The organism is Floridaenema aerugineum BLCC-F46, from assembly GCF_041929345.1.
Taxonomy (GTDB): Bacteria; Cyanobacteriota; Cyanobacteriia; order Cyanobacteriales; family Aerosakkonemataceae; genus Floridanema; species Floridanema aerugineum.
Genome location: NZ_JBHFNQ010000017.1, coordinates 22,813 through 45,421 on the forward strand (window position 1 = coordinate 22,813; position 22,609 = coordinate 45,421).

The following is a 22,609-nucleotide window of genomic DNA, read 5'->3' on the forward strand; positions in this document are numbered from 1 at the left end:
ACTTGCAAATTATAACTTCTAGATCCCCGACAACTTCTGCTTTCGTCGGGGATCTGAATTTAACTCTTACCCCCACCAATCAGATATAACAAAGCCATGCGAATGGCTACACCACTAGTCACTTGCTGAGATATTAAACTAAACTCAGGATCGTCCATTAAATCCGAACTAATTTCTACTCCCCGATTTACTGGCCCTGGATGTAAAACTCTCACTTCCGATTTACATAACTTTAATCTATTGCGAGTAATCCCATACCTTTGATGATATTCTCGCAAACTTGGTAACAAATGCTGGGTCATTCTTTCCCTTTGTAAGCGTAAAGTCATGACAAAATCTGCATCTTTTAATGCAGGTTCTACATCCCAATGTAAAAATAATTTACGTTCGGGAATTGGCGAATTTTCCTGATTTTCTGGCATCCAATCGGCAAATAGCTTTGGTAACAAAGTTGGTGGGCCAGCTAAGTGGACTTCTGCTCCGGCTGCTGTTAAACTCCAAATATTAGATCTGGCTACCCGTGAGTGCAGAATATCGCCCACAATTGCCACTTTTTTATTTTGCAAAAGTTCAATTCTCGGTTGTTTTGCATCTAACACCGAACAAATTGTAAACAGATCCAATAATGCTTGTGAGGGATGTTCATGTTGTCCATCGCCAGCATTGAGTACGCTCACTTGTGATTGTAATCGATCCATTTCGTTTGCGATCGCTTGTGGTACCCCAGCTTCCCGATGCCGTATTACCATTATATTGGTACCCATCGCTAGGTAAGTTTTCGCCGTATCTAAAATTGTTTCCCCTTTAGTTAATGAAGAGGTTGCTGGCGCAAAACTGAGTGTATCTGCTGAAAGTCTCTTAGCTGCTAATTCAAAACTGTTACGAGTCCGCGTTGATGATTCAAAAAACAAATTAGCTACCACCTGTCCTTGCAGCGTCGGTACTTTCTTTACCCGGCGGGAGAGAACTTCTTGAAAACTAGCAGCTGTCTGCAAAACGATATCGTACTCTGCTGGTAAGAAATCAGCTAAGGAAATGATGTGCTTGCGTGTCCAAATACTACTCATATAATGTAATAACCTAGATGAAAAATCATACTGTGTATATACTTATAGCAATCATAAAATTTTTTATTAGTTCAATACAATGGTTAACTCTAGAATAATCACTGAGGTAAGTGCAACCAGAAATAAGGTAAAACAAGTTACAGGTAAATTATCGGCTCCGAAAAATCTCACTCATCAACTTTAATTTCTCACAACTCGATCGCAGCATAAAGTAAAAATTTTTCCAAAATCATGTTTTATATAATACACCGCTTTTATGGGAACAGTGAAAATGAAAACTGCACTACCTAGCAATCAAACAAATAAGGTAGAAGTGCAACATCAGTATGAAACACTCAGTACAGATGCTCAAGTAGCATTTGATGACATTGTTCATCTAGCCGCACAAATTTGTCATACACCAATAGCAATTATTAACCTGATTGATAATCACAGACAATGGTTTAAAGCCAAAGTAGGAATAGAACTAACAGAAGTACCAACAAATGTAGGTTTCTGCCCGATTTGTCTTCAAGAACGCGACTTAGTGATTATTGCTGATACTTTAAATGATCGGGGTGCTAAAAATAATCCATTAGTCACATCCTATCCTTTTGTCAGATTTTACGCTGGGATTCCTTTAATTTTATCAGGGGGAGAAGCGATCGGAACTCTTTGCGTAATTGACCAAAAACCCAGAGAAATTACTGCTAAACAAATTGAAGCATTGCAAGCTCTAGCGCGTCAAGTAGTTAATATTTTGGAATTACGGGATACCATTACCAAGCTGAAGTATACTAACAGCGAATATGAAAGTTCGCTAATCAAACTCAGCACTGATTATAAACAAGCGACATTAGAACGCGATCGCTTTTTTACCCTTTCGTTAGACTTAATCTGTATTGCTGGATTTGATGGTTATTTTAAACGCTTAAATCCCGCATTTGAAAACACACTGGGATACAGCAAAGCCGAACTATTAGCAACACCATTTCTCAATTTTGTACATCCAGACGACAAAACAGAAACTATTGCTGTTATCGAAAAGTTAAATGCTGGCTTACCTGTAATTAATTTTGAAAATCGTTACCTTTGTCAAAACGGTTCTTATAAATGGCTTTCTTGGAAAAGTATTCCCTTAATTTCTGAAGGCTTGATTTATGCCACTGCTCGTGATATTACAGAAATTAAACGTGGCGAACTTGCACTCAAAGAAAGCGAAGAAAGATGGCAATTAGCATTACGAGGTAACAATGATGGAATTTGGGATTGGAACTTAGAAAGTAATCAAGTATTCTTTTCTGCTAGATGGAAAGAAATGCTTGGTTATGCAGATAGCGAAATTGCTAATCATGTCAATGAATGGATAGTTCGCGTTCATCCCGACGATCTTTCTAAAGCCTTGCAAGCCATTAATGAACATTTAGATAAAAAAACGCCTTTTTATATAAATGAACATAGATTGCTCTGTAAAAATGGCACTTATAAATGGATTTTAGACCGAGGTCAAGCACTTTGGAATGAGCAAGGAAAACCAATTAGAATGGTTGGTTCCCATACAGATATTACCGAAAGGAAACAAGCAGAGGTATTATTAAAAGAGCGTCAAATATCCCTAGCTCAACAAGAAGAATTACTGCGAAAAGTTTTAAATGCCATTCCTGTAGGAGTTTGGATTACCGATAACCAGGGTAAGATATTACAAGCAAATCCCGCTACCTGTCAAATTTGGGGGGTAAAGAAAGAAAATTTTGATTTAGCTAATTTAAGCTTTGGATTAAGTTCTCCTAATCCGCCAGACTCTCAGCAATTTAAAGCTTGGTGGACAGATACAGGTAAACCGATCCAATCTCCAGAATGGGCACCTTATTTAGCAATAACCAAAGGAGAAATTACTCTCAATCAGTGCATTGATATTCAACGTTTCGATCGCACTCGTAAAACTATTTTGAATTCGGCTATCCCCTTAAGAAATGAGCGGCAAGAAATTATCGGCTCAATAGTTGTTAATCAGGATATCACAGAACAACAAATAGTTAAACAAGCCCTTTGGGAAAATCAGCGTTTATTCCAAAAAATTGCCGATGCTACACCAGAAATACTCTACCTTTATGACTTAAAAGCTGACAGAAATATCTATGTAAATCATCAAATTACCGAAATTTTGGGTTATAGTCCTTCCGAACTTCAACAAATAGAAGGTTTAGTCAAAAAACTAGTTCATCCAGAAGATTTGCCTAAACTCCAAGAAAGCTTTAAACGTTTAGCCCAAGCCAGAGACGGAGAAGTAATTGAAACTGAATATCGGATGCAACGCGCCAATGGTGAATGGTGTTGGTTAATTAGTCGAGATGTAATTTTTAGCAGAACTCCTGAAGGTTTACCTTATCAAATTTTGGGTACTGCTACCGATATTACTAAGCGCAAACAAGCCGAAGTAGAATTGCGAGAAATGAGTACAGCACTAGCAAACGCAGTTGAAGGAATTTCTCGCTTAGATACCGATGGTTACTATCGTGCTGTTAATAAAGCTTATGCTAATACTTGTGGATATGAACCAGAAGAAATGTTAGGAATGTTGTGGCAAGAAACTGTACATCCTGAAGATTTAGAAAAGCTAAACAATGCTTATCAAGAAATGCTTTTAAAAGGCAAAGTAGAAGTTGAAGCAAGAGGTGTTAGGAAAGATCGATCGCATTTCTATAAACAGGTAGTTATGGTAGCTGCTTACAACAAACAAAAGCAGTTTATTGGGCATCATTGTTTTATGAAAGATATTACTGAAAGGAGGGAATCAGAAGAGAAAATCAGGGAACAAGCAGCACTTTTAGATATTGCTACTGATGCAATTTTTGTGAAAGATATTAATAGTAAAATTCTGTTTTGGAATCAAGGTGCTCGACGACTTTATGGTTGGACAGCAGCGGAAGCGATCGGTAAAAATGCCAATGACTTTTTATATAAAAATCCTATCAATCGCCAACAAATCCAGCAAACTCTTTTAGCAAAAGGAGAATGGCAAGGAGAACTCCGCCAACTTACTAAAACAGGCAAAGAAATCATTGTAGAAAGTCGCTGGACATTAGTCTATGATGAAGCAGGAAATCCTAAATCAATTTTAGTTGTCAACACAGACATTACCGAAAAGAAACAACTCGAAGCTCAATTCCTCCGTGCTCAACGCATGGAAAGTTTGGGAACTTTAGCTAGTGGCATTGCTCACGATTTAAATAATATTTTAGCCCCCATTTTAATGGCAGTGCAACTCCTAGAATTACAACTAAAAGATGAACGGAGTATGCGACTATTGCCGATTCTAAAAAATAATGCCAAACGAGGTGCAGAATTAGTTAAACAAGTATTATCTTTTGGGCGCGGAATTGAAGGCGATCGCACTATCGTTCAAATCAGACATTTAATAGCAGAAATTCGTCATGTCGCCAAAGAAACTTTCCCAAAATCAATTGAATTATCTATTGATTTATCCGCCGAGCTTTCCACTGTTTTAGGAGATGCCACACAACTACATCAAGTATTAATGAATCTTTGTGTAAATGCTCGCGATGCTATGCCTAACGGCGGCACTTTGACCATTTGTGCAGAAAATATTTGGATTGATGAACACTATGCTAAATTAAACATTGATGCTAAAGTTGGCTCATATATTGTCCTGACCATAGCAGATACAGGAATGGGGATTCCTGCGGAAATTATCGATCGCATTTTTGAACCATTCTTTACTACCAAAGAACTGGGTAAAGGTACAGGACTTGGCTTATCCACAGTAATGGGAATTATTAAAAGTCATGGCGGCTTTATCAATGTTTATAGCGAAGTCGGAAAAGGTACAGAATTTAAGGTTTATTTACCAGCATTAGAAGCCCAAGAAAACCAGCAAATAGAACCAAGCCAAATAGCAAAAGGTTTAGGAGAATTGATTCTCGTAGTAGATGATGAATTTGCCATTCGTAATATTACTAAAACCTTATTAGAAACACATGGTTACAAAGTAATTTCTGCTAGTGATGGGCAACAAGCGATCGCTACTTACAAGCAAATTAAAGAAAAAATTAGTTTAGTATTACTAGACATAATGATGCCTAATATGGATGGTTCTTGCACCATAAATGAATTGCAAAAAATCAATCCTAATTTGGAAATTATTGCCATGAGTGGACTAACTATTAATGCTGTAAATGCCGAAGCCGCAAGTCAGCAAGTCAAAGGCTTTCTTTCTAAACCTTTTACTACTGAAGAATTATTAATCTCTATTCAAACAGTGTTGAACAAGAAAACCGAAAATGAACCAAAACGATAAACTCAAAATTCTACAAACTACCAAGCGGGTACTCTTGATTTATTTGATTGCGATCGATCTAACCTTAGCATCAATCTATCTAATTAGCACCATCTTATTTGGTAAATCTCTCAGCGAATTTGATTTTAATATACCCCGGACAATCCCAGTTTTATTTGCTGCCTGTAAACTGTTTGCGATCGGTTTTTTGTTAACATTAGCATCCTGTTGGCGACGGCATGAATTACCTAAAAAATCTTGGTTGTTACTATTAGCAGTCGGCACAGCATTTCTCTATGTATCGCAGGATAAAATCTGGAAAATCCACCTCCTTATCCATCGCTTCGATTGGATGCCAGAATTTAAAGGTGGGGGTATAGAATGGGTATTTTTTTATTTGCCAATTATCCTCTTAACTATCATATTAGGTTATCGACAGTTAATAGCACTTTGGCGTGCCTATCCTAAAAGCACATTCTTTACTGTATTGGGAATAGTGATGTTTTTAATCGGAGGAATGGGAGTGGAAGTTATTCACGCTCAATTTTTTAAACAGTATGTTTCTCAAATAGCAGTTAGTCTTAATTCCACAACTGCGATCGTCAACTCAGTCAAAGATACAATTGAAGAATTGACAGAATTATTGGGTGAAAGCATCGCACTTTTCGGTTTAATTTTATTCTTTAGCTTCAGATTAGCAGAAAGAGATGGAGAGATGGGAAAAATGGAATCTAAAATCTAAAATTCCCAGTCCCCAGTCCCCAGTCCCCAGTCCCCAGTCCCCAGTCCCCTTCATTGAACCTTTAAACCAAAAACATTTAAAGATAGCGAGATTAAAGAAAGGAAAATTACAAATCCCACTGCATCCAAAGTAGTAGTTAATAACGGCCCACTCATCATCGCCGGATCGAGTTTTAAGCGCTTAATTCCCATTGGTAACAAAGTGCCTAAAATCACAGCAACAAACACATTAATTGCCATTACTAACCCAGCGATTATACCCACCCATCTTGAACTCGGAGTAGTCCAAATAAAAGAGAGTAAAAACAAAGTTAAACCTAAAGCGGAAGCAGTTCCCAAAGCCGCTAAAATTTCCTTACGTAAAATTTTCAGCGTATCTAAAGGCGTAACTTCTCCGACACTTAAACCGCGAATAGTCACAGTTACAGCTTGAATCGCCACAGTTCCGCCAGTATTAGAAAAAATTGGCATAATTACCGCTAAAACTGGAACTTGGGAAATCACAGTTTGAAAAGGCGCGATCGCACTTGCCGCCCCAATATACAACGCCATCACCCCCAACAACCAAGGTAAACGATTCTGAATCGTCACCAAAGGCGGCGACAAAGCTTCCTCATCACCACCACCTACCCCAGCTAACTTTTGGATATCCTCGGTAGCTTCTTCCTCTAAAATGTCAATTACATCATCGATCGTGATAATACCCACCAAACGGTCTTCGCGATCGACCACAGGCAACGCCAGCAAATCATACCGCTGCATCAATCGCGCCACCTCTTCTTGAGGCATTTCCGTATAAGCTTTAATTACCCGATTACTAGCAACATCGCGGATCAAAGCATTAGGAATCGAAAACAACAACTGCCGCAACGACACCACCTGCACCAACTTGCGGTTATCGTCAGTCACGTAAGCATAATAAATCGTTTCCTTATCCTGGTCACTTAAACGAATTTTGCTTAAAGCTTCGCCAACCGTCAAACCTTCGCGCAACCGCACATACTCAGTCGTCATCACCCGACCCGCCGTACCTTCTGGATAACCCAAAATAGTCGCCGTTGCTTGTCGTTCCGAAGGACTGAGTTGCTGTACCAATCTTTTTACCACTCCCGCTGGTAGCTCATCAAATAATTCTGCCCGATCGTCCGGTCGCATTGCCTCCATAATCTGACATACATGAGTATCGTGCAACGAACCAATTAAATCTTCCTGCACTTCCTGCGGTAAATATTCAAAAACATCAATTGCCTGAGCTTTGTTTAACAAGCGAAAAGCGATCGCTCGTCGTTTCCTCGGCAACTCCGTAATATAATCGCCAACATCCACAGCTGGCAAAGAATTAAGTTCCCACTTCAGCTGATTTAAATCAGCAATATCCTCTAGCGCAACACGCCCTTCCTGTGTCAGCATACAACCTCCTAGTCTCCCCCGCGCCGGGAGACAAACGTCACCAGCTTAGGGGAGGATAATACTGTCCGATAATGGACTTTTGTCCATGAATTTAAACAACTGAATTCGACACTGATACAAATAGCACGGATATGGCACAGTACCAGTATTTATATGCTATCCCTTAAGCTGCTAATTCACAATCAAATCAGATTTAAGTAAGTTTTACAGAACGGAGTGTCAATGCTAGAATTCAGCTACCGTAATCTATCTAATACAGAGATTTTCCAATGGACGTAAAAATCGTTCTTTTAGCCCTAACCGTGATTTTTATACTGTCGAGTCTCTTCTTCGGCACCAAAAATGGATTCTACGATTCAGACAATTATCATGGTAATGGAACAGCCCACTAATATTGTTTCTCTTTAAAGTTGGCTACAGGTAGTTGATGCTCCTAAACAAAGACACCCAGATGCAAAGACTAATTAGTAGCAGCATTTTAGAGAATTAATAATTAGCCAAAAGTAAAGAGGCAAAATCAATAGACCGCATTTTCCCGATCGCGGAGCCTGTGCCTAGCACCTACCGCTCTTTGCCTTTTTACTCTTCCATCGGGACTTACGCAAAGCCTAATTCCGTAGGGTGCGTTAGTGCCAACGTAACGCACCATTCCACTATATTTAGTGTCAGTGCGTAAGTCCTATTCATCTCAGGTTAGCGAAAAAGTAACGGAAGGCATCGTGATTGATCTAGAATGCTTGCCCTACAGTGTCAATCATGCAGGTGAAGGGATTTGTCTATTACTACGGATGGGGCCATATCGCATTCTTTTAGATTGTGGCATGGCTGACATTTCAGCGTTGTTTGCTCCTAACAAAAAAATACCACCAGCTGATTTAGTATTATGTAGCCACGCCCATCCCGATCATGCTAGAGGTTTATTAGCATTACATAAAGCTTTTCCCCAGCTACCAATTTATGCCAGTGAAGTTACTACTCAATTATTGCCGCTGAACTGGCCTGAGACAGACCCAAGCAAAATCCCGTCATTTTGTCAAGCTTTACCTTGGCGATCGCCAATCGAATTTCACGACGGACTTTGTGCCGAACTATTCCCCTCTGGACACTTACCAGGCGCATCTGCAATCCGCCTCACCTACACCGCCCTCAGTCGCAGCTACACACTCCTCTACACAGGCGACTTTTTCCTCTCCAACTCCCGCTTAGTCGAAGGTTTACCCCTCGACGCTTTACGGGGAATCGAACCGGATATTCTCATTATTGAAGGCACTTATGGCACTGCCCGTCATCCCCACCGTCGTCAGCAAGAAAACCAACTCGCAGAACGCATTAGTCGCGCCATTAGCACCGGAAAATCCATCCTCATGCCAGTCCCAGCATTAGGATTAGGTCAAGAAATCCTCATGTTGTTGCGGAGTCATCACCTATTTACAGGTCGAGACTTAGATATTTGGGTAGATGGCACAGTCGCCTCTGGATGTGATGCCTATCTCGAACTATTACCTCATCTTCCCGCTTCCGTCCAAAACTTTTCCCGTCACCAACCTTTATTTTGGGATGAACGAGTGCGCCCCCGTGTGCGCCGCCTACAACCTGAACAAGTCCCCCAGCTAGGAAAAACTAGCTGCATTGTGCTAACTGATGAAACTGTTGATTTGAGTAAGTATCTTTATCCTAATGCTGAAGCTTGGGTAGTTTTATTACCGCAAAGACCAGGACGATCGACAATCGAAGATTATCAGATTCACACCAAAAACTCAGGGACTCTCAGCGTGGAAAGTTACCTGTTAGCGCAACATTGTGATGGCCCCGGTACAACCCAGCTGATCCATAATTTGCGCCCGCAGCACGTTGTTTTTGTTCACGGTTCTCCCACTTATTTAGCAGATTTAACTAGCTTGGAGGAGTTACAAAACCGCTACCACTTACATTCCCCCAACGCTGGTACACTTGTAGAATTGCCGATCGGGGAAACATTTTTACAACCCGCTGCCCCGGAAACTAACTACGAAGGCGAACTTACGGAATTAGGTACGATCGTCACCATTAATTTACCAGACACAATTACTGCCGACCCCCGCTGGCAAAATTTTGCTGATACTGGTTTAGTGGAAGCACGTTGGCAAGGTGAGGAACTGGTATTGCGCGGGTTAACTCAACGAGAGTTATTAACCCAAAGAAGCGATCGCTTACCCGCTGACCTAGCTTGCTGCGGCAACTGTCGTTATATGCGCGGACAACGTTGCCGAAATCCAGCATCACCTCTGTTTGATTTTAAAGTGACACCGGACGGATACTGTCCTGTATTTGAACCCTCTTTGAAGCCAGAACGGGAAAACGGCGACAATTCTAATTAACTCAACTTGCTAGTTGACAAGATTCAGGCTGGTAGTAGGTAATCGGTACTCGGGACTAGGAATTCCAATACCCACTACCCACTACCCACTACCCATTACCTATTAATTAATCTAGATTAGAATCCGGGAAATGATTGCGAATTTGCTCTGCTTCTGGACAATCATCCGAAACTAGAGGTTCGACATTGCCTCTCGGTACAGAAGCTAGTTTTTGACTCACCGCACCGATACTTTCTAAGCGTACCATCTCTTCCCAAGAAGAGACTTCATCATCTTCGTCTGTCTCATAGCGCAAAGTGACTAAATCACCCTCAATATCGATGATTCGGGCGCGTTCAATCCAACGTTGCTGGTCCCGCAAGAACACACAGACTTCTCGACCATCGCAACAGAGTTGATATATCTTGCGGTGTAGCATATATTGTTTCTCCTGAACAGGGAACTCTTCAAGTGCTTAGTTTGTTAATCTATCTTTGGCGACTGACTTCGGGAAAATTTCTTAACATTTAGCCAGCCATTTCATCTCAACCCAGATACTCAGAGGTGTAACCATTGAGATCTAGGCACCTCAGCATAAATTGTTGCTGCAGAAGCAGACAACATCCTGATGTTTATCTGATGCTAAGGTTAGAAAAAGTTTATCTCGAATTGAGCAACAGATAGCAGGTGGAAAAAAATTCTTTGGTTTCTCGGTAACGGTGGTAGTAATCATTTAAGGATAGTAGCGTTCAACTAGATTCGATCGCGTGTGAGGAAACGCCATTATATAGATACCTTTTATTCTATCAATACTTCTGTTTTATTACTCTAGGGAGAACTACCATTTTTGTAGTAATCACCGCAGCAAACTGTACAAATGAGGAAATTTTTCCCTTGGGTAGCTGTCTCAAACCCTTTCCCCATCTAAGCTGTTAGCACTTGCCCCCTCACAATTGCCATTCTGGAAGCCCTGGGGAAAATAATTTTTTCTTTCTTGCTAAACTGAGCAAATCTGCTAAAGCCTTTAGCAAAGCAGATTATTTATTTACTTTTTGCTGCATTACTTTTTGCTTGTCAACTATATGTAACCGATCGCAGAGCAATCTCAAGAGTAAATTCTAATATTTAAAATAATTGCACAATTTTTTCCTATTTACAGACTACCTAATCTATCTAACGGCAATTTGCCTGCTCGGAGTTTTGCCGTTAGTCCTTGCCTGTAATTAAATCTCAGTTATGAGTTGTTTGATGTATCTATGAATACACTACACTCCTCCAACCAGAAAAGTTAGTTGATGCGTATCTTCTAGACAGGGTTGCACGTACTCTATGAGAGTTTGCGTGACTGCCCCGCGTGCCTCTCGCTCAATTTGACCAGAATTTACTGCATTGTACAAGGAAGAGAGGGCATCTAAGTCAGCGGATTGATAGCCTTTATGGGCCAGAACTTGACCAATAAGACCTTCAGAAGCAACACTTAAACACCCTGTTTGAAAAGCTGACTTAACTAGTGAACGAATCATAACTACTTCCTGAGCATCCTTGATGCGTTAACCGTCAATTCTAGTCTTAAACATTTGCTTTTAGAGGTAAATGACTGAGAGCGGTAGCAAGTTGTGATAAAGTCCACTGTTAAAGTGTGATTTGAATCACTGAGGCTTTTAAATCGCTGATTTCAAATATTGCTCTGACAGTTTTTGCTACCGAGTAGAAGTTTAAGACGGCAACTGAGAAATTTATCTATGGTAATAGCTTATCTGGGCTACTGTTAAGAGACTGTAAAGATAGTCAGGGTTAATTAAAAAACCTTGGTAAAGATTATCGAAAGGCAAAAGCGATCGATCTGTTAGTAAAGTAGTGAGGTGAGCATCCATTAGATTGAACAGGGGAGTATTATGGAGTTTGCGATCGCAATCCAACAGCAGCAATACAAAACCTACATTCTCACCGACCATCATGCCCAATCCCGCATGGAAGTCGTACCAGAACGAGGCGGAATCATCACCCGCTGGCAGCTACAAGACGAAGAAATTCTCTATTTAGATGCCGAAAGATTTGCCAATCCCGACTTAACCGTAAGAGGCGGAATACCCATCTTATTTCCCATCTGCGGCAACTTACCTGACAACACCTACACCATTCACGGTAAAGAATACCAACTGAAACAACATGGTTTTGCCCGTGACTTACCTTGGCAAGTAATCGACCAACAAACCCAAGAATGCGCCAGCATCACCCTGCTTTTAGAAAGCAACGACCAAACAAAGCAGCTTTACCCCTTTGACTTTCAAGTTATCTTCACCTACCAACTCAAAGGTAGCACCTTAGAAATTCGGCAAAGTTACACCAACAAATCTGCTGAATCCATGCCCTTTTCTACAGGACTGCATCCTTACTTCGCCACCGTAGATAAAACCACACTCCAGTTCCAGATTCCCTCAACTGAATACCAAGACCAGCGAAATAAAACAATTCACCCCTTTACAGGCAGTTTCGACTTTGAAAGCGATGAAATAGATGTGGCATTTCGCGATTTAACCGATGTTTGGGCTAGCGTTACCGATAACAGCCGCAACCTACATTTACATTTGAGTTACGATGATGCCTACTCTAGAGTCGTGTTTTGGACTGTCAAAGGCAAAGATTTCTATTGCTTAGAACCTTGGAGTGCCCCTCGCAACGCCATGAACACAGGCGAACAACTGATTATTCTAGAGCCAGAAGCCTCCCTAGAAACAGTAGTTGCTCTCACCGTAACCCTGAGTTGATCGCAACCGGAAAAATTTTTTCCTCAACCCCTTCCATTTTTTTGAATAGCTGTGCTATAGTGATAAACGTTGCGAAAAACATAAATAACACGGGTCGCTAACTCAACGGTAGAGTACTCGGCTTTTAACCGATTAGTTCCGGGTTCGAATCCCGGGCGACCCATTTTTTAATTGATAGTAGGGGCGCACCTGCGTGTGCGCCCGGAGTAGGGGAGATAATTAAATAATTTATCTTGGCATCCAGTACCCTTTCTGAGCAATCTGAGCAAAAATTCCTAGAAGAGATTCCATTGAGTCGCAAAATATCTTAAGATTATTCTAATCATTTAAGATTGTACAAACCCAATTAGCTGAGCAACCAAATATAGGAGGACCACTTATGGCGATTGTACCAATGAGGCTGCTGTTGGATCACGCTGCTGAGAATGGATACGGTATTCCAGCTTACAACGTTAACAATATGGAGCAGATCCAAGCGATTATGCTGGCTGCTAAAGAAACAGATAGTCCCGTGATTTTGCAGGCTTCTCGTGGCGCTCGCTCATACGCTGGAGAAAATTTTCTTCGCCATTTGATTTTAGCGGCAGTGGAAACCTATCCTGAGATTCCCATTGTGATGCACCAAGATCATGGCAATGCGCCATCTACTTGCTACTCAGCCATGAAAAATGGGTTTACTAGCGTGATGATGGACGGCTCTTTAGAAGCTGATGCCAAGACTCCTGCTAGCTACGAGTACAATGTCAATGTTACTCGTGAAGTAGTGAAAGTTGCTCACTCGATCGGCGTAAGTGTTGAAGGTGAACTGGGTTGTTTAGGTTCTCTGGAAACTGGAAAGGGTGACAAAGAAGACGGTCACGGTTTTGAAGGCACATTATCTCATGACCAACTGTTGACCGACCCTGATGAAGCTGTTGACTTTGTGGAACAAACTCAAGTTGATGCTTTGGCAGTTGCTATTGGTACCAGTCACGGTGCTTACAAGTTTACCCGGAAGCCAACTGGTGAAATCTTAGCTATCAGCCGGATTGAAGAAATTCATCGCCGCTTACCTAACACTCACTTGGTAATGCACGGTTCCTCCTCTGTACCTCAAGATTTACTAGACTTGATTAACCAGTACGGTGGTCAAATTCCTGAAACTTATGGTGTACCTTTGGAAGAAATCCAAAAGGGTATTAAGAGTGGTGTTCGGAAAGTGAATATTGACACTGACAACCGTTTGGCAATTACTGCTGCGGTACGGGAAGCACTAGCTAAAAAACCCAGTGAATTTGACCCGCGTCACTTCCTCAAGCCTTCGATCAAGTATATGCAAAAAGTTTGTGCTGAGCGTTATGAAGCTTTCGGCACTGCTGGTAATGCTAGCAAGATCAAGCAAATGACTTTGGATGATTATGCAGCTAAGTATGCTAAGGGCGAATTGAACGTTGTGACTAAGACTGCTGCGACGGTCTAAATGGCAATTTTGCTAATTTAGCCTCTAATTTACATGAATATTGCGGGTAGTTTTTCAGGCTACCCGTTTTTTTGTTGGTTTGTAGTGATGACTTTAGTCGTGTTTTGCCCAGCCTTGAAACGACTGAAGTCGTGACAACAGACTTTTTATTCTTTGACTTCTAGAACTGATTCGGTTGATGTGGGATTGGGTTTAGTGTTATTGAGGGAGGAGTTATCGTTGTTGGCTTTGATGATGGCAGAGTTGTCTTTGGTGGTGTGATTATTTTGTTGGGCTTCGTCGGCTTTTCTGACGGAACGGATGGAGGTTAGTGCTTCTTTGATGACTACTGCGGTGGGTACTGCTAGTACTACTCCTAAGAGTCCGCCGATTCTGGCTCCGGTTAGGATGGCGATGAATACCCAGAAGGGATTTAATCCGGTGACACTGCCTAATACTCTGGGTGCAATGATATTTTCGACTATTTGTTGGACAATGAGGGCGGCGGCTAGAACTTGTAAGGCTAATCCAATGTCTCTTAAGGCGACGAGAAAGGTTACTAGTCCGATGCCAACGGAGCCGCCAAAGGGTACGAGTGCCATTAAACCTATGGTGAGGCCAAATAGCAAGCCGAAGGGTACTTTTAGTAGTAGGAAAACGGAGATTAATCCAGAAGCCATGCAGGTGGCTAGGATTATTTGTCCGGTGAAGTAGTTTTGAAAGCTCGATCGCAATGTCTGAGAGAATGGCTTTTGAATGCGTGTCGGTAGCCACTGAATTAAGCTAACCCAAATATCTTTGCTATGAAGCAGTAAGTAAAAGGTTACTACTATTGTCAATAAGACATCTAACAATCTGACTACAGTTAATACTGTGAGATTTAAGGCGAGATTGAGGGTTCTTCCGGCTATGTTTTGCAGGTTGGCTTTTAAGCGATCGTTAATTTGCCCGATTAATCCATCTAAACTGATGGGTAATCCTACTATGTCAACTCTTTCGTTGATCATTACTAGTTGGCGTTGTCCTGAGTCGATCCATTCTGGTAATCTTGCTACTAACTGTTGGGCTTGGGTAAAGGCTAGTGGCACTAGTGTTACTCCCACTGCTACCAAAATCAACACTGTAGATAAGAAGACGAAGATTGCTGCTTGAGCTCTGTTGACTCCCCGTTGTTCTAGCCAGTCTACGGGATAGCTCAGGAGAAAAGCTAACAGGGAAGCTACTAGCAGAATCACAAACAGGGATTCAAAATAACCGAAAATTTCCGAAAATGCCCAAGCATTTAACACGGTAAGTGGTGCTGCTAGGGCAATTACTAGTAGGCGCGACAATGGAGTTAGGGCTTCCCACCAGTTGAGTAACTTACTTTTTGGTGGGGATGGTCGAGAACTAACCATGAAACTAGCTCAATTCTTCAGTGGTATTAGTGATTAGTGTAGTAGGGCGGGGATAAGATCACACTAACCTTTTGAGGGTATGGGGACTGGGGATTGGGGATTGGGGACTGGGATTGCTTATAAATTAAAGATTTCACCAATTAATCTCGTACTAGATAACCCATTAATTTAGATGAAAACTCGGTGTTGCAGTGAGGGCATTTGACGGCGGACTTGTTCTAGGCGCTGGGGGTCGATTTCTGCTACGGCTACTCCTGGTCGATCGCCTCCTGCATCGGCTAAAATTACTCCCCAAGGATCGACGATCATGGCGTGCCCGTGCGTTTGTCTCATGGCATAATGTCTCCCTGTTTGGGCGGGGGCGATTACATAACAGGTGTTTTCGATCGCTCTGGCTTGTAACAACACCTGCCAATGGTCTTTACCAGTGTAAGCGGTGAAGGCGGCAGGAACAAACAATACTTCGGCTCCCATTTGGGATAGGTGACGGTACAGTTCCGGGAAGCGCACGTCGTAACATACGGAAAGTCCCAGATTTCCCAGTTCTTTGGATGGATAAATTGGGGGAATGCGTGTTCCCGCCATGACGGTGCTAGATTCGCGATAGGTGTTACCGTCGGGTAAGTCTACGTCGAATAGGTGTACTTTTTGGTAACAGGCGAGTTCTGTACCATTAGGATCGATGAGCAAAGCGGTGTTGTAAACTCTGCCATTATCTAAGGGTACGGGAAATCCGCCGCCTAAGATGGTGATTTGGAAGCGTTGCGCCATTGTTTTGAGAAATTTTTCGCTCTTTTGCGCGATCGCTTCTGCTTGAGCAATTTTATCTTTTTCTTCGCCCATGAAGGAGAAGTTTTCTGGTAAGCTTACCAGTTCTGCACCCCGACGCACGGCGAGGTCGATTAATTCTTCTGCCTGAATCAGATTTTTTTCTAAATCAGGTACACTGGTCATTTGAATGGCTGCGGCTAGATAAGGCTTCATCATGGAAAATCAAGTAATTATGTAACAATTTCGCTTCTGTTTGACGTTGATCCTCGATCGTCTCAAATATAGAAGTAATGGTATTTTAGCTAACAGAGGGATAGCTCTAGAGGAATAAATGGGAGAATAGGAAAATCTGAAACCAAAAATTTTCCAATCCAGAGTACTCTGTTAAATAAAGTTTTTCTGGGAGTTGTATTTGCACTCTTCTATTTCCACTTCTTTAGCAAATAGATTCGATGTTTTAGTAGTTGGGGCGGGTGCTGCTGGTCTCTATACAGCACTTTGTTTGCCAGAATCTTTACAAGTGGGCTTAATTACTAAGGATAGCTTACCTTTATCTGCTAGTGATTGGGCTCAGGGGGGTATCGCTGCTGTTATCGATCCGAGTGATTCCCCAGAGTTCCATATTGAAGATACGATGCAAGCTGGGGCTGGTCTTTGTGAGTTGGAGGCGGTAAAGTTTTTGGTGGAACAAGCTCCCAGTTGTATTGATTCTTTGGTACAAATGGGGGTGGGTTTCGATCGCAAAGGCGATACTTTAGCCTTGACTTTAGAAGCTGCACATTCTCGTCCTCGCGTGCTTCATGCTGCTGATACTACCGGAAGGGCTGTTGTGAGCACTCTCACTGCTAAAGTTTTGGAACGTGCAAATATTCAGGTGCTTTCGCCAGCTTTTGTTTTGGATCTTTGGCTCTGTGAAGGGTATTGTCAAGGGGTAAGTTTAATTTACCAAGGTGAGTTACTCTGGGTAAGTGCTCAAGCTGTGGTGTTAGCAACTGGGGGTGGGGGACAAGTTTTTTGCCAAACTACTAATCCGGCAGTTAGTACGGGTGATGGGGTAGCATTGGCTTATCGTGCAGGTGCGATCGTCCGAGATTTGGAATTCTGCCAATTTCATCCTACAGCTTTAATGAAACCAAATGCGCCACATTTTTTAATTAGCGAAGCTGTCAGGGGTGAAGGTGCTCATTTAATCGATTCTCAAGGCTACCGTTTTGCTTTTGATTATCACCCAAAAGGTGAACTTGCTCCCAGAGATGTTGTCAGTCGAGCGATTTTTCACCATTTACAACATACAGGGGAACCTCATGGTTGGCTAGATTTACGCCCGATTCCCAAAGAAAAAATTAGTTATCGATTTCCCAATATTATCCAAGTTTGTCAGCATTGGGGAATTGATGTATTCTCAGAACCAATTCCTGTTTCTCCTGCTGCTCATTATTGGATGGGAGGGATTTTAGTTGATTTAATGAATCAAACTTCAATTCCGGGATTATATGCTGTGGGGGAAACTGCTAGTACGGGAGTTCACGGCGCTAACCGTTTGGCGAGTAATTCTTTGTTAGAGTGTATCGTGTTTGGCGCTCAAATGAGTAATTTGCTCCTTGAGAGAAGGGGACAAGGGGACAAGGGGACTATTTCCCTTCTGCCTTCTGCCTTCTGCCTTCTGCCTTCTTTAGTTGAGTTGATTCGAGAGGAGTTACCGCGTTTGATGTGGCGGTGTGCGGGGATTTCGCGACGAGGGGATGAGTTGTTAGGTGCGATCGATCAAGTAGAATTATGGCAAAAAGACTTTGCTGCTTTGGAGTTTAGTCAGTACTTACAAAATTTACAACCACCCCAGAATGTTTTGTTAAATTTCCCGGACATTGAAGCACAAATTAAGCTTTGGGGAGAGACACGAAATCTTTTAGATGTGGCATACTTAATCCTCAGAAGCGCTGTTTTTCGCACCGAAAGTCGTGGCGGTCACTATCGCTCTGATTTTCCCGAAACTTCCCCCCAATGGCAAGCTCACACATTGATTCAAAATAACCAATGGTGGCAATCTTCTCCGGTGGGGAATGGGGAGGAGGGAAAGTTTTGAGTTTTGAGTTTTGAGTTTTGAGTTTTGAGTTTTGAGTTTTGAGTTAAGGAAAAAGTTTTGAGTTAATTAATTTCTCCAATTATCCAATTCCCCAATCCCTCATCACCTATGAAAAAGACTCTCTCCTTGATCACTTTGAATGCGGGATTATTGATGATTGCTTATGGATGGTTGTTAGCTTTTTGGCAGCAATCTGTAAATATTAATCCGGTATCATCAGATTTTTTAATTCCAGAACTTCCCGATCCGCAAATTTTGCTTAGAGATTTTCCTAAACCTCCCAAGAGTTTACCAGTTTTGTCGCCTGTGAAAACTCCTTTACCTAATTATATGGGAATGGATGAGCAAATTTGGGGGAAAAATCAGCAAGCTGGGGATAAAATTGCCCTGTTAAAATCGATCGACAATAGTTTACGTTATCTCTCTTCTCCCCAAGCAATTACTGATTACCGAAAGTATACTATTCCGGGAATTACTCGCGATCGCGTAATTCGCAGTTTAACCAGATTTCGCCAATTAGTCAGAACTTCTGGTGACGCTGCACAACTTTGGTCAGAGGTACAAAAAGAGTTTGTCTTTTACCAGTCTATCGGTAGAGATGGGTTGGGAAATGTATTGTTTACTGCTTATTATGAACCTGTTTATGATGCTAGTCGAACTCCTACCTCGGAATATCGCTATCCTCTCTATCGTTTGCCACCTAATTTAAAATCTTGGTCGAAACCTCATCCTACTAGAAAACAGTTGGAAGGAAAAGATGGTTTGCAAGCAGACAAGGGTAAGTTAAAGGGATTAGAATTGTTTTGGTTGCGCGATCGCTTAGAAGCTTACTTAATTCACATTCAAGGTTCGGCAAAATTGCGCTTAACCGATGGTACGATTACCACTGTAGGTTACGCAGGGAATACAGCTTATAACTATAGCAGCATTGGTAAGGCTTTGGCAGATGATGGGAAGTTGCCGTTAGAAAATCTGACTCTGCCTGTGATTTGGCAATATTTTCACCAAAATCCGCAAGAATTAGATAATTATTTACCACGCGATCGCAGTTTTGTATTTTTTCAGGAAAACTATGGTCGTCCGGCGACGGGTAGCATTAGCGTACCATTAACCGCAGATAGATCGATCGCCACTGACAAATCAATTATGCCCCCCGGCGCTTTAGCTTTAATCCACGCACCTCTTCCCTACGCCGATGCTAATCAAAAAATCCAATTTAACACTGTGTCGCGCTACGTACTCGATCAAGATACAGGGGGAGCAATTAAAGGTGCTGGCAGGGTAGACTATTTCCTGGGAACTGGAAAAGTAGCTCAACAAAGGGCGGGAATGACTGTGAGTAATGGATATCTTTACTATTTGTTGCTTAAACAGTAAACAAGATTTTGGTAGGTGCGATCGCAAATCAATCCCAAAATTCACCGCGTTCCAGAACCTTGATTTGCGTCATTTGGCTCACCATTGTCTGGTGGAGTGTAATTATTATACACCCGGAATACTGGCTTAGACCTAGCTCCAGAGGAAAAATTTCCGAGGTGATTGTTGATAACAGTAGCACTGGATATTTCAGGAATAACTAATTGTAATCCTGCAATCAGTGTTCCTAAACCTACTAACCTCAAAAAGGTACTCATAGTGCCTCAAACCTTGTCTGCTCAATTCTAGTATATATGCTTAACCAAGAAAAATCGGTAATTTCCCGGAAAATTATGATTGCTAAATAAAACTGATTTTTCCCAGTTCAGTAAGCTTCGCGATCGCTTTGCTGTACTTTCTATTTCAGCAGAAAATTTTAAATTAGTAAATATACTTAAGATATATTTTGGATATTTCTCAGTAATATTACAGATTTACAACAAATATTAAAGAAACTTAAAAAAAGTTGTAGTTATTTTTTCCTAATTCCTTAGCTGAGTACATAGCAGCATCAGCGTTTTTAATCAAAGTTTCTATATCCTCACCATTTAAGGGATAGACGCTAATCCCGATGCTAGTGGAGATGTAAATTTTGTGACCTTGCAAAACAAAAGGTTGATTAATCGTTGTGAGAATTTTGTCAGCTACTCTAGCAATATCATTTAAAGAGGGAATCCCAGGAAGAATAACAGTAAACTCGTCGCCGCCTAAACGCGAAACAGTATCACTGCTGCGTAAGCAACGTTTGAGTCGTTCAGCTACAGTTTGCAAGAGTAGATCTCCGATATCATGTCCTTTGGTATCGTTAATTAGTTTAAAGCCATCCAAATCTAAGAATAGCAAAGCTACTAAGTGATGATTTTGACTTGCCCATTCGATTGACTGACTCAAGCGTTCGTAAAAAAGTTTCCGATTAGGTAAGCCAGTCAGGGTATCGTGGTAAGCTAAGTAGCGCAAACGGTCTTCCGAAACTTTTAACTCTGTATTGTAACGAGCTAACTCGTCGGCGGTACGTTTCAGGTGTTCTTCTAATTGCTTACGTTCAGTAATGTCACGAATTATGCCTACTAAAAAGATGTTACCTGCGGGATCTTTATGCAATGACCTTTTAGTAGCAATATGATGGGTAATGCCTTGAGAGTTGGTAAATTGTTCTTCATTTTCTGTTGCGTCACCGCTTTGAAATACCAATTCATCTTGCTGCCAAAAGTTATAGGCTTCATGGTTAGGAAAAAAATCAAAATCTGATTTTTCTAGGAGAATTTCTAAAGGATAACCAAGAAATTTAGAGTAGGCTTGGTTTAAGACAATCCAGCGATGTTCTTTGTCTTTGACAAAAATTGGATCGGGAATAGCATCAATGAGATTTTGTAAGAATTCTTTGGAACGTTTTAATTCTTCTTTTAAGTGAGCAACCAAGGCTGTAATGATGGTAGCAGAGCCTAAAAGTCCTAACATTGGGGGAAAAAAGGGCAACCACCAACCTGCTAAAAATGCCAAATAGCTAATAATAAATAGGGCGAATGTGGCGAAAAATATGAGAACTATAGAAAGTTTTACAGAGTTTGATCGCCAAATAACAATTCCCCCCAACCAACTCCAAAGAAAAATCCATAATGCTTCTAAGGATTCCGGCAAAACCTGAAATAAAACTGTTTTTCCTTGGGAGGCATTGAGAATTTGGCTAATAAAATTCGCTTGCAATTCTACGCCGGAAATTGGTTTTGCGCCGCTAATAAAAAGACCAGTGCTGTAAGGGAAGAAGAAAAAATCTTTCAGGGATTCAGCAGTTGAGCCGATTAAGACGATGCGATCGCGCACCCACTCAGGAGGTACTTCCCCAGATAACATTTGTGCCATAGAAACGGTGCGAAAGCTACCTGCTGGGCCTTGGAAATTAGCTAAAATTTGGTAGCCACCAGCATCAGCCCTCACGTAACCACCGTCATTGGGTTGAAAGCGATCGAATCTAGCTTTACCTAGCTGTAAATAACCACTACCGTCTTTAGCAGACTGCGATTTAATACCTTCTGCTTGAAGATACCTAAAAGCCAACTTAAGAGCAAAACTAGTGCGAGGTTTATTGTTGATATGCCAATACAATAAATTGCGACGTACCTTGCCATCAGGATCGATCACTACATTGTTGAAACCTACTCGCTCTTCCTGTTGCAAAACAGGCGGTGCTGCTACTCCGGGACTATTTTTGTTGCCTAGTTGCTCAATGCCAACTAAGTTAGTTGTTGTCTGTGCCGCTTTTAACCACTCTGTATGACCAGGCTGGACTGGTAAATCTCTGTAGATATCTAAACCAATAGCACGGGGTTGCAGAGAACTGATTTTTTCGATCAACTCTGCCATATTGCGATCGGGAATCGGCCAACTACCAAGGCGCTGGATGTCTCCCTCTTCAATACCCACAATTAATATTCGTTCATCAACTAATTGGGGTGGACGTAACCGAAAAAACTGATCGAAAGCTTCCCATTCCCCAAACTGCAACAGTCCCATCAGTCGCAGGGAAATTAAACCAGCCGCAACGATGCTTACGCTAATCCATACCCTTTGATCTTTCAAAAGCTGTTGCTTGACTTTTCTCCCGAGCCTTTTGCCGCTAATGCCTAACTGTTTAATCATCCCAGTTACTCAGTTTTGAAGGTTATCGCAGTGCCTATCTTTAATTAATAACTAATGATCGGGCAAATCAGTGAATTAGGCTTTTTATGTGGCAAAGGTAAAGACAGTAAATTTTCTTAAGTAAAATTAGGTATTGTAAAACTTCACTTAATTTGTAGTCATTTATAAGCTAAAATAGTTAACAATTATTTTACTTTAACCCTCAAGAATCAATGACCTGAGTTATCAGGGTGAAATGTCCCGGGACTCTAAGCAACCACTAGTACCAT

General features: G+C 41.5%; 15 protein-coding genes and 1 tRNA gene. 8 read left to right on the top strand and 8 right to left on the bottom strand.

Going from position 1 to position 22,609, the window contains the following annotated elements; translation table 11 throughout:
• Positions 1-59: 59 nt before the first annotated feature.
• Entirely contained in the window at positions 60-1,067 is a 1,008-nt protein-coding gene (locus tag ACE1CC_RS02235; RefSeq protein WP_413268848.1) for an aspartate carbamoyltransferase catalytic subunit, read from the bottom strand.
• Positions 1,068-1,338: 271 nt separating this feature from the next.
• On the opposite strand from ACE1CC_RS02235, the gene ACE1CC_RS02240 reads away from it, so the two are divergent.
• Complete coding sequence (locus ACE1CC_RS02240; RefSeq protein ID WP_413268849.1) at positions 1,339-5,364, top strand: hybrid sensor histidine kinase/response regulator; 4,026 nt, start codon at positions 1,339-1,341, stop codon at positions 5,362-5,364.
• Positions 5,348-6,085 carry a hypothetical protein gene (locus tag ACE1CC_RS02245; protein WP_413268850.1) on the top strand — a complete coding sequence of 246 codons (738 nt, stop codon included), beginning with the start codon at positions 5,348-5,350 and terminating at the stop codon, positions 6,083-6,085. The genes ACE1CC_RS02240 and ACE1CC_RS02245 overlap by 17 nt, the downstream gene beginning before the upstream one ends.
• A gap of 50 nt (positions 6,086-6,135) precedes the next feature.
• On the opposite strand, the gene mgtE is transcribed toward ACE1CC_RS02245, so the two are convergent.
• Complete coding sequence (gene mgtE / locus ACE1CC_RS02250) at positions 6,136-7,494, bottom strand: magnesium transporter (protein WP_413268851.1); 1,359 nt, start codon at positions 7,492-7,494, stop codon at positions 6,136-6,138.
• A gap of 722 nt (positions 7,495-8,216) precedes the next feature.
• Here mgtE and ACE1CC_RS02255 point away from each other — a divergent pair.
• Positions 8,217-9,851 (top strand): MBL fold metallo-hydrolase, encoded by a 1,635-nt coding sequence (locus ACE1CC_RS02255; protein WP_413268860.1) that lies wholly within the window; start codon positions 8,217-8,219, stop codon positions 9,849-9,851.
• A gap of 106 nt (positions 9,852-9,957) precedes the next feature.
• Here the strand turns inward: ACE1CC_RS02255 and ACE1CC_RS02260 are convergent, their stop codons facing one another.
• Together ACE1CC_RS02260 and ACE1CC_RS02265 are read right to left on the bottom strand one after the other, a co-directional pair.
• On the bottom strand, positions 9,958-10,269 hold the full coding sequence (locus ACE1CC_RS02260) for a DUF6679 family protein (RefSeq protein WP_193982428.1): 312 nt from the start codon (positions 10,267-10,269) through the stop codon (positions 9,958-9,960).
• A gap of 826 nt (positions 10,270-11,095) precedes the next feature.
• Positions 11,096-11,353, bottom strand: a complete 258-nt coding sequence (locus ACE1CC_RS02265; protein ID WP_413268852.1) for a hypothetical protein — start codon at positions 11,351-11,353, stop codon at positions 11,096-11,098.
• A gap of 372 nt (positions 11,354-11,725) precedes the next feature.
• Here ACE1CC_RS02265 and ACE1CC_RS02270 point away from each other — a divergent pair, with 372 nt between their 5' ends.
• The 3 genes from ACE1CC_RS02270 (at position 11,726) to fba (ending at position 14,057) form a co-directional block, all read left to right on the top strand.
• Positions 11,726-12,598, top strand: a complete 873-nt coding sequence (locus ACE1CC_RS02270; RefSeq protein WP_413268853.1) for an aldose epimerase family protein — start codon at positions 11,726-11,728, stop codon at positions 12,596-12,598.
• A 91-nt stretch (positions 12,599-12,689) separates the two neighbouring features.
• Positions 12,690-12,761 (top strand) — tRNA-Lys (locus tag ACE1CC_RS02275).
• Positions 12,762-12,977: 216 nt separating this feature from the next.
• A complete protein-coding gene (fba, locus tag ACE1CC_RS02280; RefSeq protein ID WP_413268854.1) occupies positions 12,978-14,057 on the top strand; it encodes a class II fructose-bisphosphate aldolase in 1,080 nt (359 codons plus the stop codon).
• Between the two features lie 146 nt (positions 14,058-14,203).
• Here fba and ACE1CC_RS02285 read toward each other — a convergent pair whose 3' ends face one another.
• A complete protein-coding gene (locus tag ACE1CC_RS02285; protein ID WP_413268855.1) occupies positions 14,204-15,433 on the bottom strand; it encodes an AI-2E family transporter in 1,230 nt (409 codons plus the stop codon).
• A gap of 168 nt (positions 15,434-15,601) precedes the next feature.
• The gene (locus tag ACE1CC_RS02290) at positions 15,602-16,417 is read right to left on the bottom strand and encodes a carbon-nitrogen hydrolase family protein (RefSeq protein WP_413268861.1); all 816 of its coding nucleotides are present in this window, start codon (positions 16,415-16,417) and stop codon (positions 15,602-15,604) included.
• A 193-nt stretch (positions 16,418-16,610) separates the two neighbouring features.
• Here ACE1CC_RS02290 and nadB point away from each other — a divergent pair, with 193 nt between their 5' ends.
• Together nadB and mltA are read left to right on the top strand one after the other, a co-directional pair.
• Positions 16,611-18,287 carry an L-aspartate oxidase gene (nadB, locus tag ACE1CC_RS02295; protein ID WP_413268856.1) on the top strand — a complete coding sequence of 559 codons (1,677 nt, stop codon included), beginning with the start codon at positions 16,611-16,613 and terminating at the stop codon, positions 18,285-18,287.
• A gap of 108 nt (positions 18,288-18,395) precedes the next feature.
• Complete coding sequence (gene mltA, locus ACE1CC_RS02300) at positions 18,396-19,664, top strand: murein transglycosylase A (RefSeq protein WP_413268857.1); 1,269 nt, start codon at positions 18,396-18,398, stop codon at positions 19,662-19,664.
• Positions 19,665-19,705: 41 nt separating this feature from the next.
• On the opposite strand, the gene ACE1CC_RS02305 is transcribed toward mltA, so the two are convergent.
• Both ACE1CC_RS02305 and ACE1CC_RS02310 read right to left on the bottom strand, forming a co-directional pair.
• Entirely contained in the window at positions 19,706-19,921 is a 216-nt protein-coding gene (locus tag ACE1CC_RS02305; RefSeq protein ID WP_413268858.1) for a hypothetical protein, read from the bottom strand.
• Between the two features lie 238 nt (positions 19,922-20,159).
• Positions 20,160-22,340: a CHASE2 domain-containing protein gene (locus ACE1CC_RS02310; protein WP_413268859.1), complete on the bottom strand. Its 2,181-nt coding sequence runs from the start codon at positions 22,338-22,340 to the stop codon at positions 20,160-20,162.
• Positions 22,341-22,609 lie beyond the last annotated feature (269 nt).

Coding starts and splice junctions, on each gene's coding strand:
- ACE1CC_RS02260 (WP_193982428.1), bottom strand. CDS start 10,269: ATGCTACACCGCAAGATATATCAACTCTGTTGCGATGGTCGAGAAGTC.
- ACE1CC_RS02285 (WP_413268855.1), bottom strand. CDS start 15,433: ATGGTTAGTTCTCGACCATCCCCACCAAAAAGTAAGTTACTCAACTGG.
- ACE1CC_RS02245 (WP_413268850.1), top strand. CDS start 5,348: ATGAACCAAAACGATAAACTCAAAATTCTACAAACTACCAAGCGGGTA.
- ACE1CC_RS02290 (WP_413268861.1), bottom strand. CDS start 16,417: ATGAAGCCTTATCTAGCCGCAGCCATTCAAATGACCAGTGTACCTGAT.
- ACE1CC_RS02270 (WP_413268853.1), top strand. CDS start 11,726: ATGGAGTTTGCGATCGCAATCCAACAGCAGCAATACAAAACCTACATT.
- mgtE (WP_413268851.1), bottom strand. CDS start 7,494: ATGCTGACACAGGAAGGGCGTGTTGCGCTAGAGGATATTGCTGATTTA.
- ACE1CC_RS02310 (WP_413268859.1), bottom strand. CDS start 22,340: ATGATTAAACAGTTAGGCATTAGCGGCAAAAGGCTCGGGAGAAAAGTC.
- ACE1CC_RS02235 (WP_413268848.1), bottom strand. CDS start 1,067: ATGAGTAGTATTTGGACACGCAAGCACATCATTTCCTTAGCTGATTTC.
- ACE1CC_RS02265 (WP_413268852.1), bottom strand. CDS start 11,353: ATGATTCGTTCACTAGTTAAGTCAGCTTTTCAAACAGGGTGTTTAAGT.
- ACE1CC_RS02240 (WP_413268849.1), top strand. CDS start 1,339: ATGAAAACTGCACTACCTAGCAATCAAACAAATAAGGTAGAAGTGCAA.
- ACE1CC_RS02305 (WP_413268858.1), bottom strand. CDS start 19,921: ATGAGTACCTTTTTGAGGTTAGTAGGTTTAGGAACACTGATTGCAGGA.
- mltA (WP_413268857.1), top strand. CDS start 18,396: ATGAAAAAGACTCTCTCCTTGATCACTTTGAATGCGGGATTATTGATG.
- fba (WP_413268854.1), top strand. CDS start 12,978: ATGGCGATTGTACCAATGAGGCTGCTGTTGGATCACGCTGCTGAGAAT.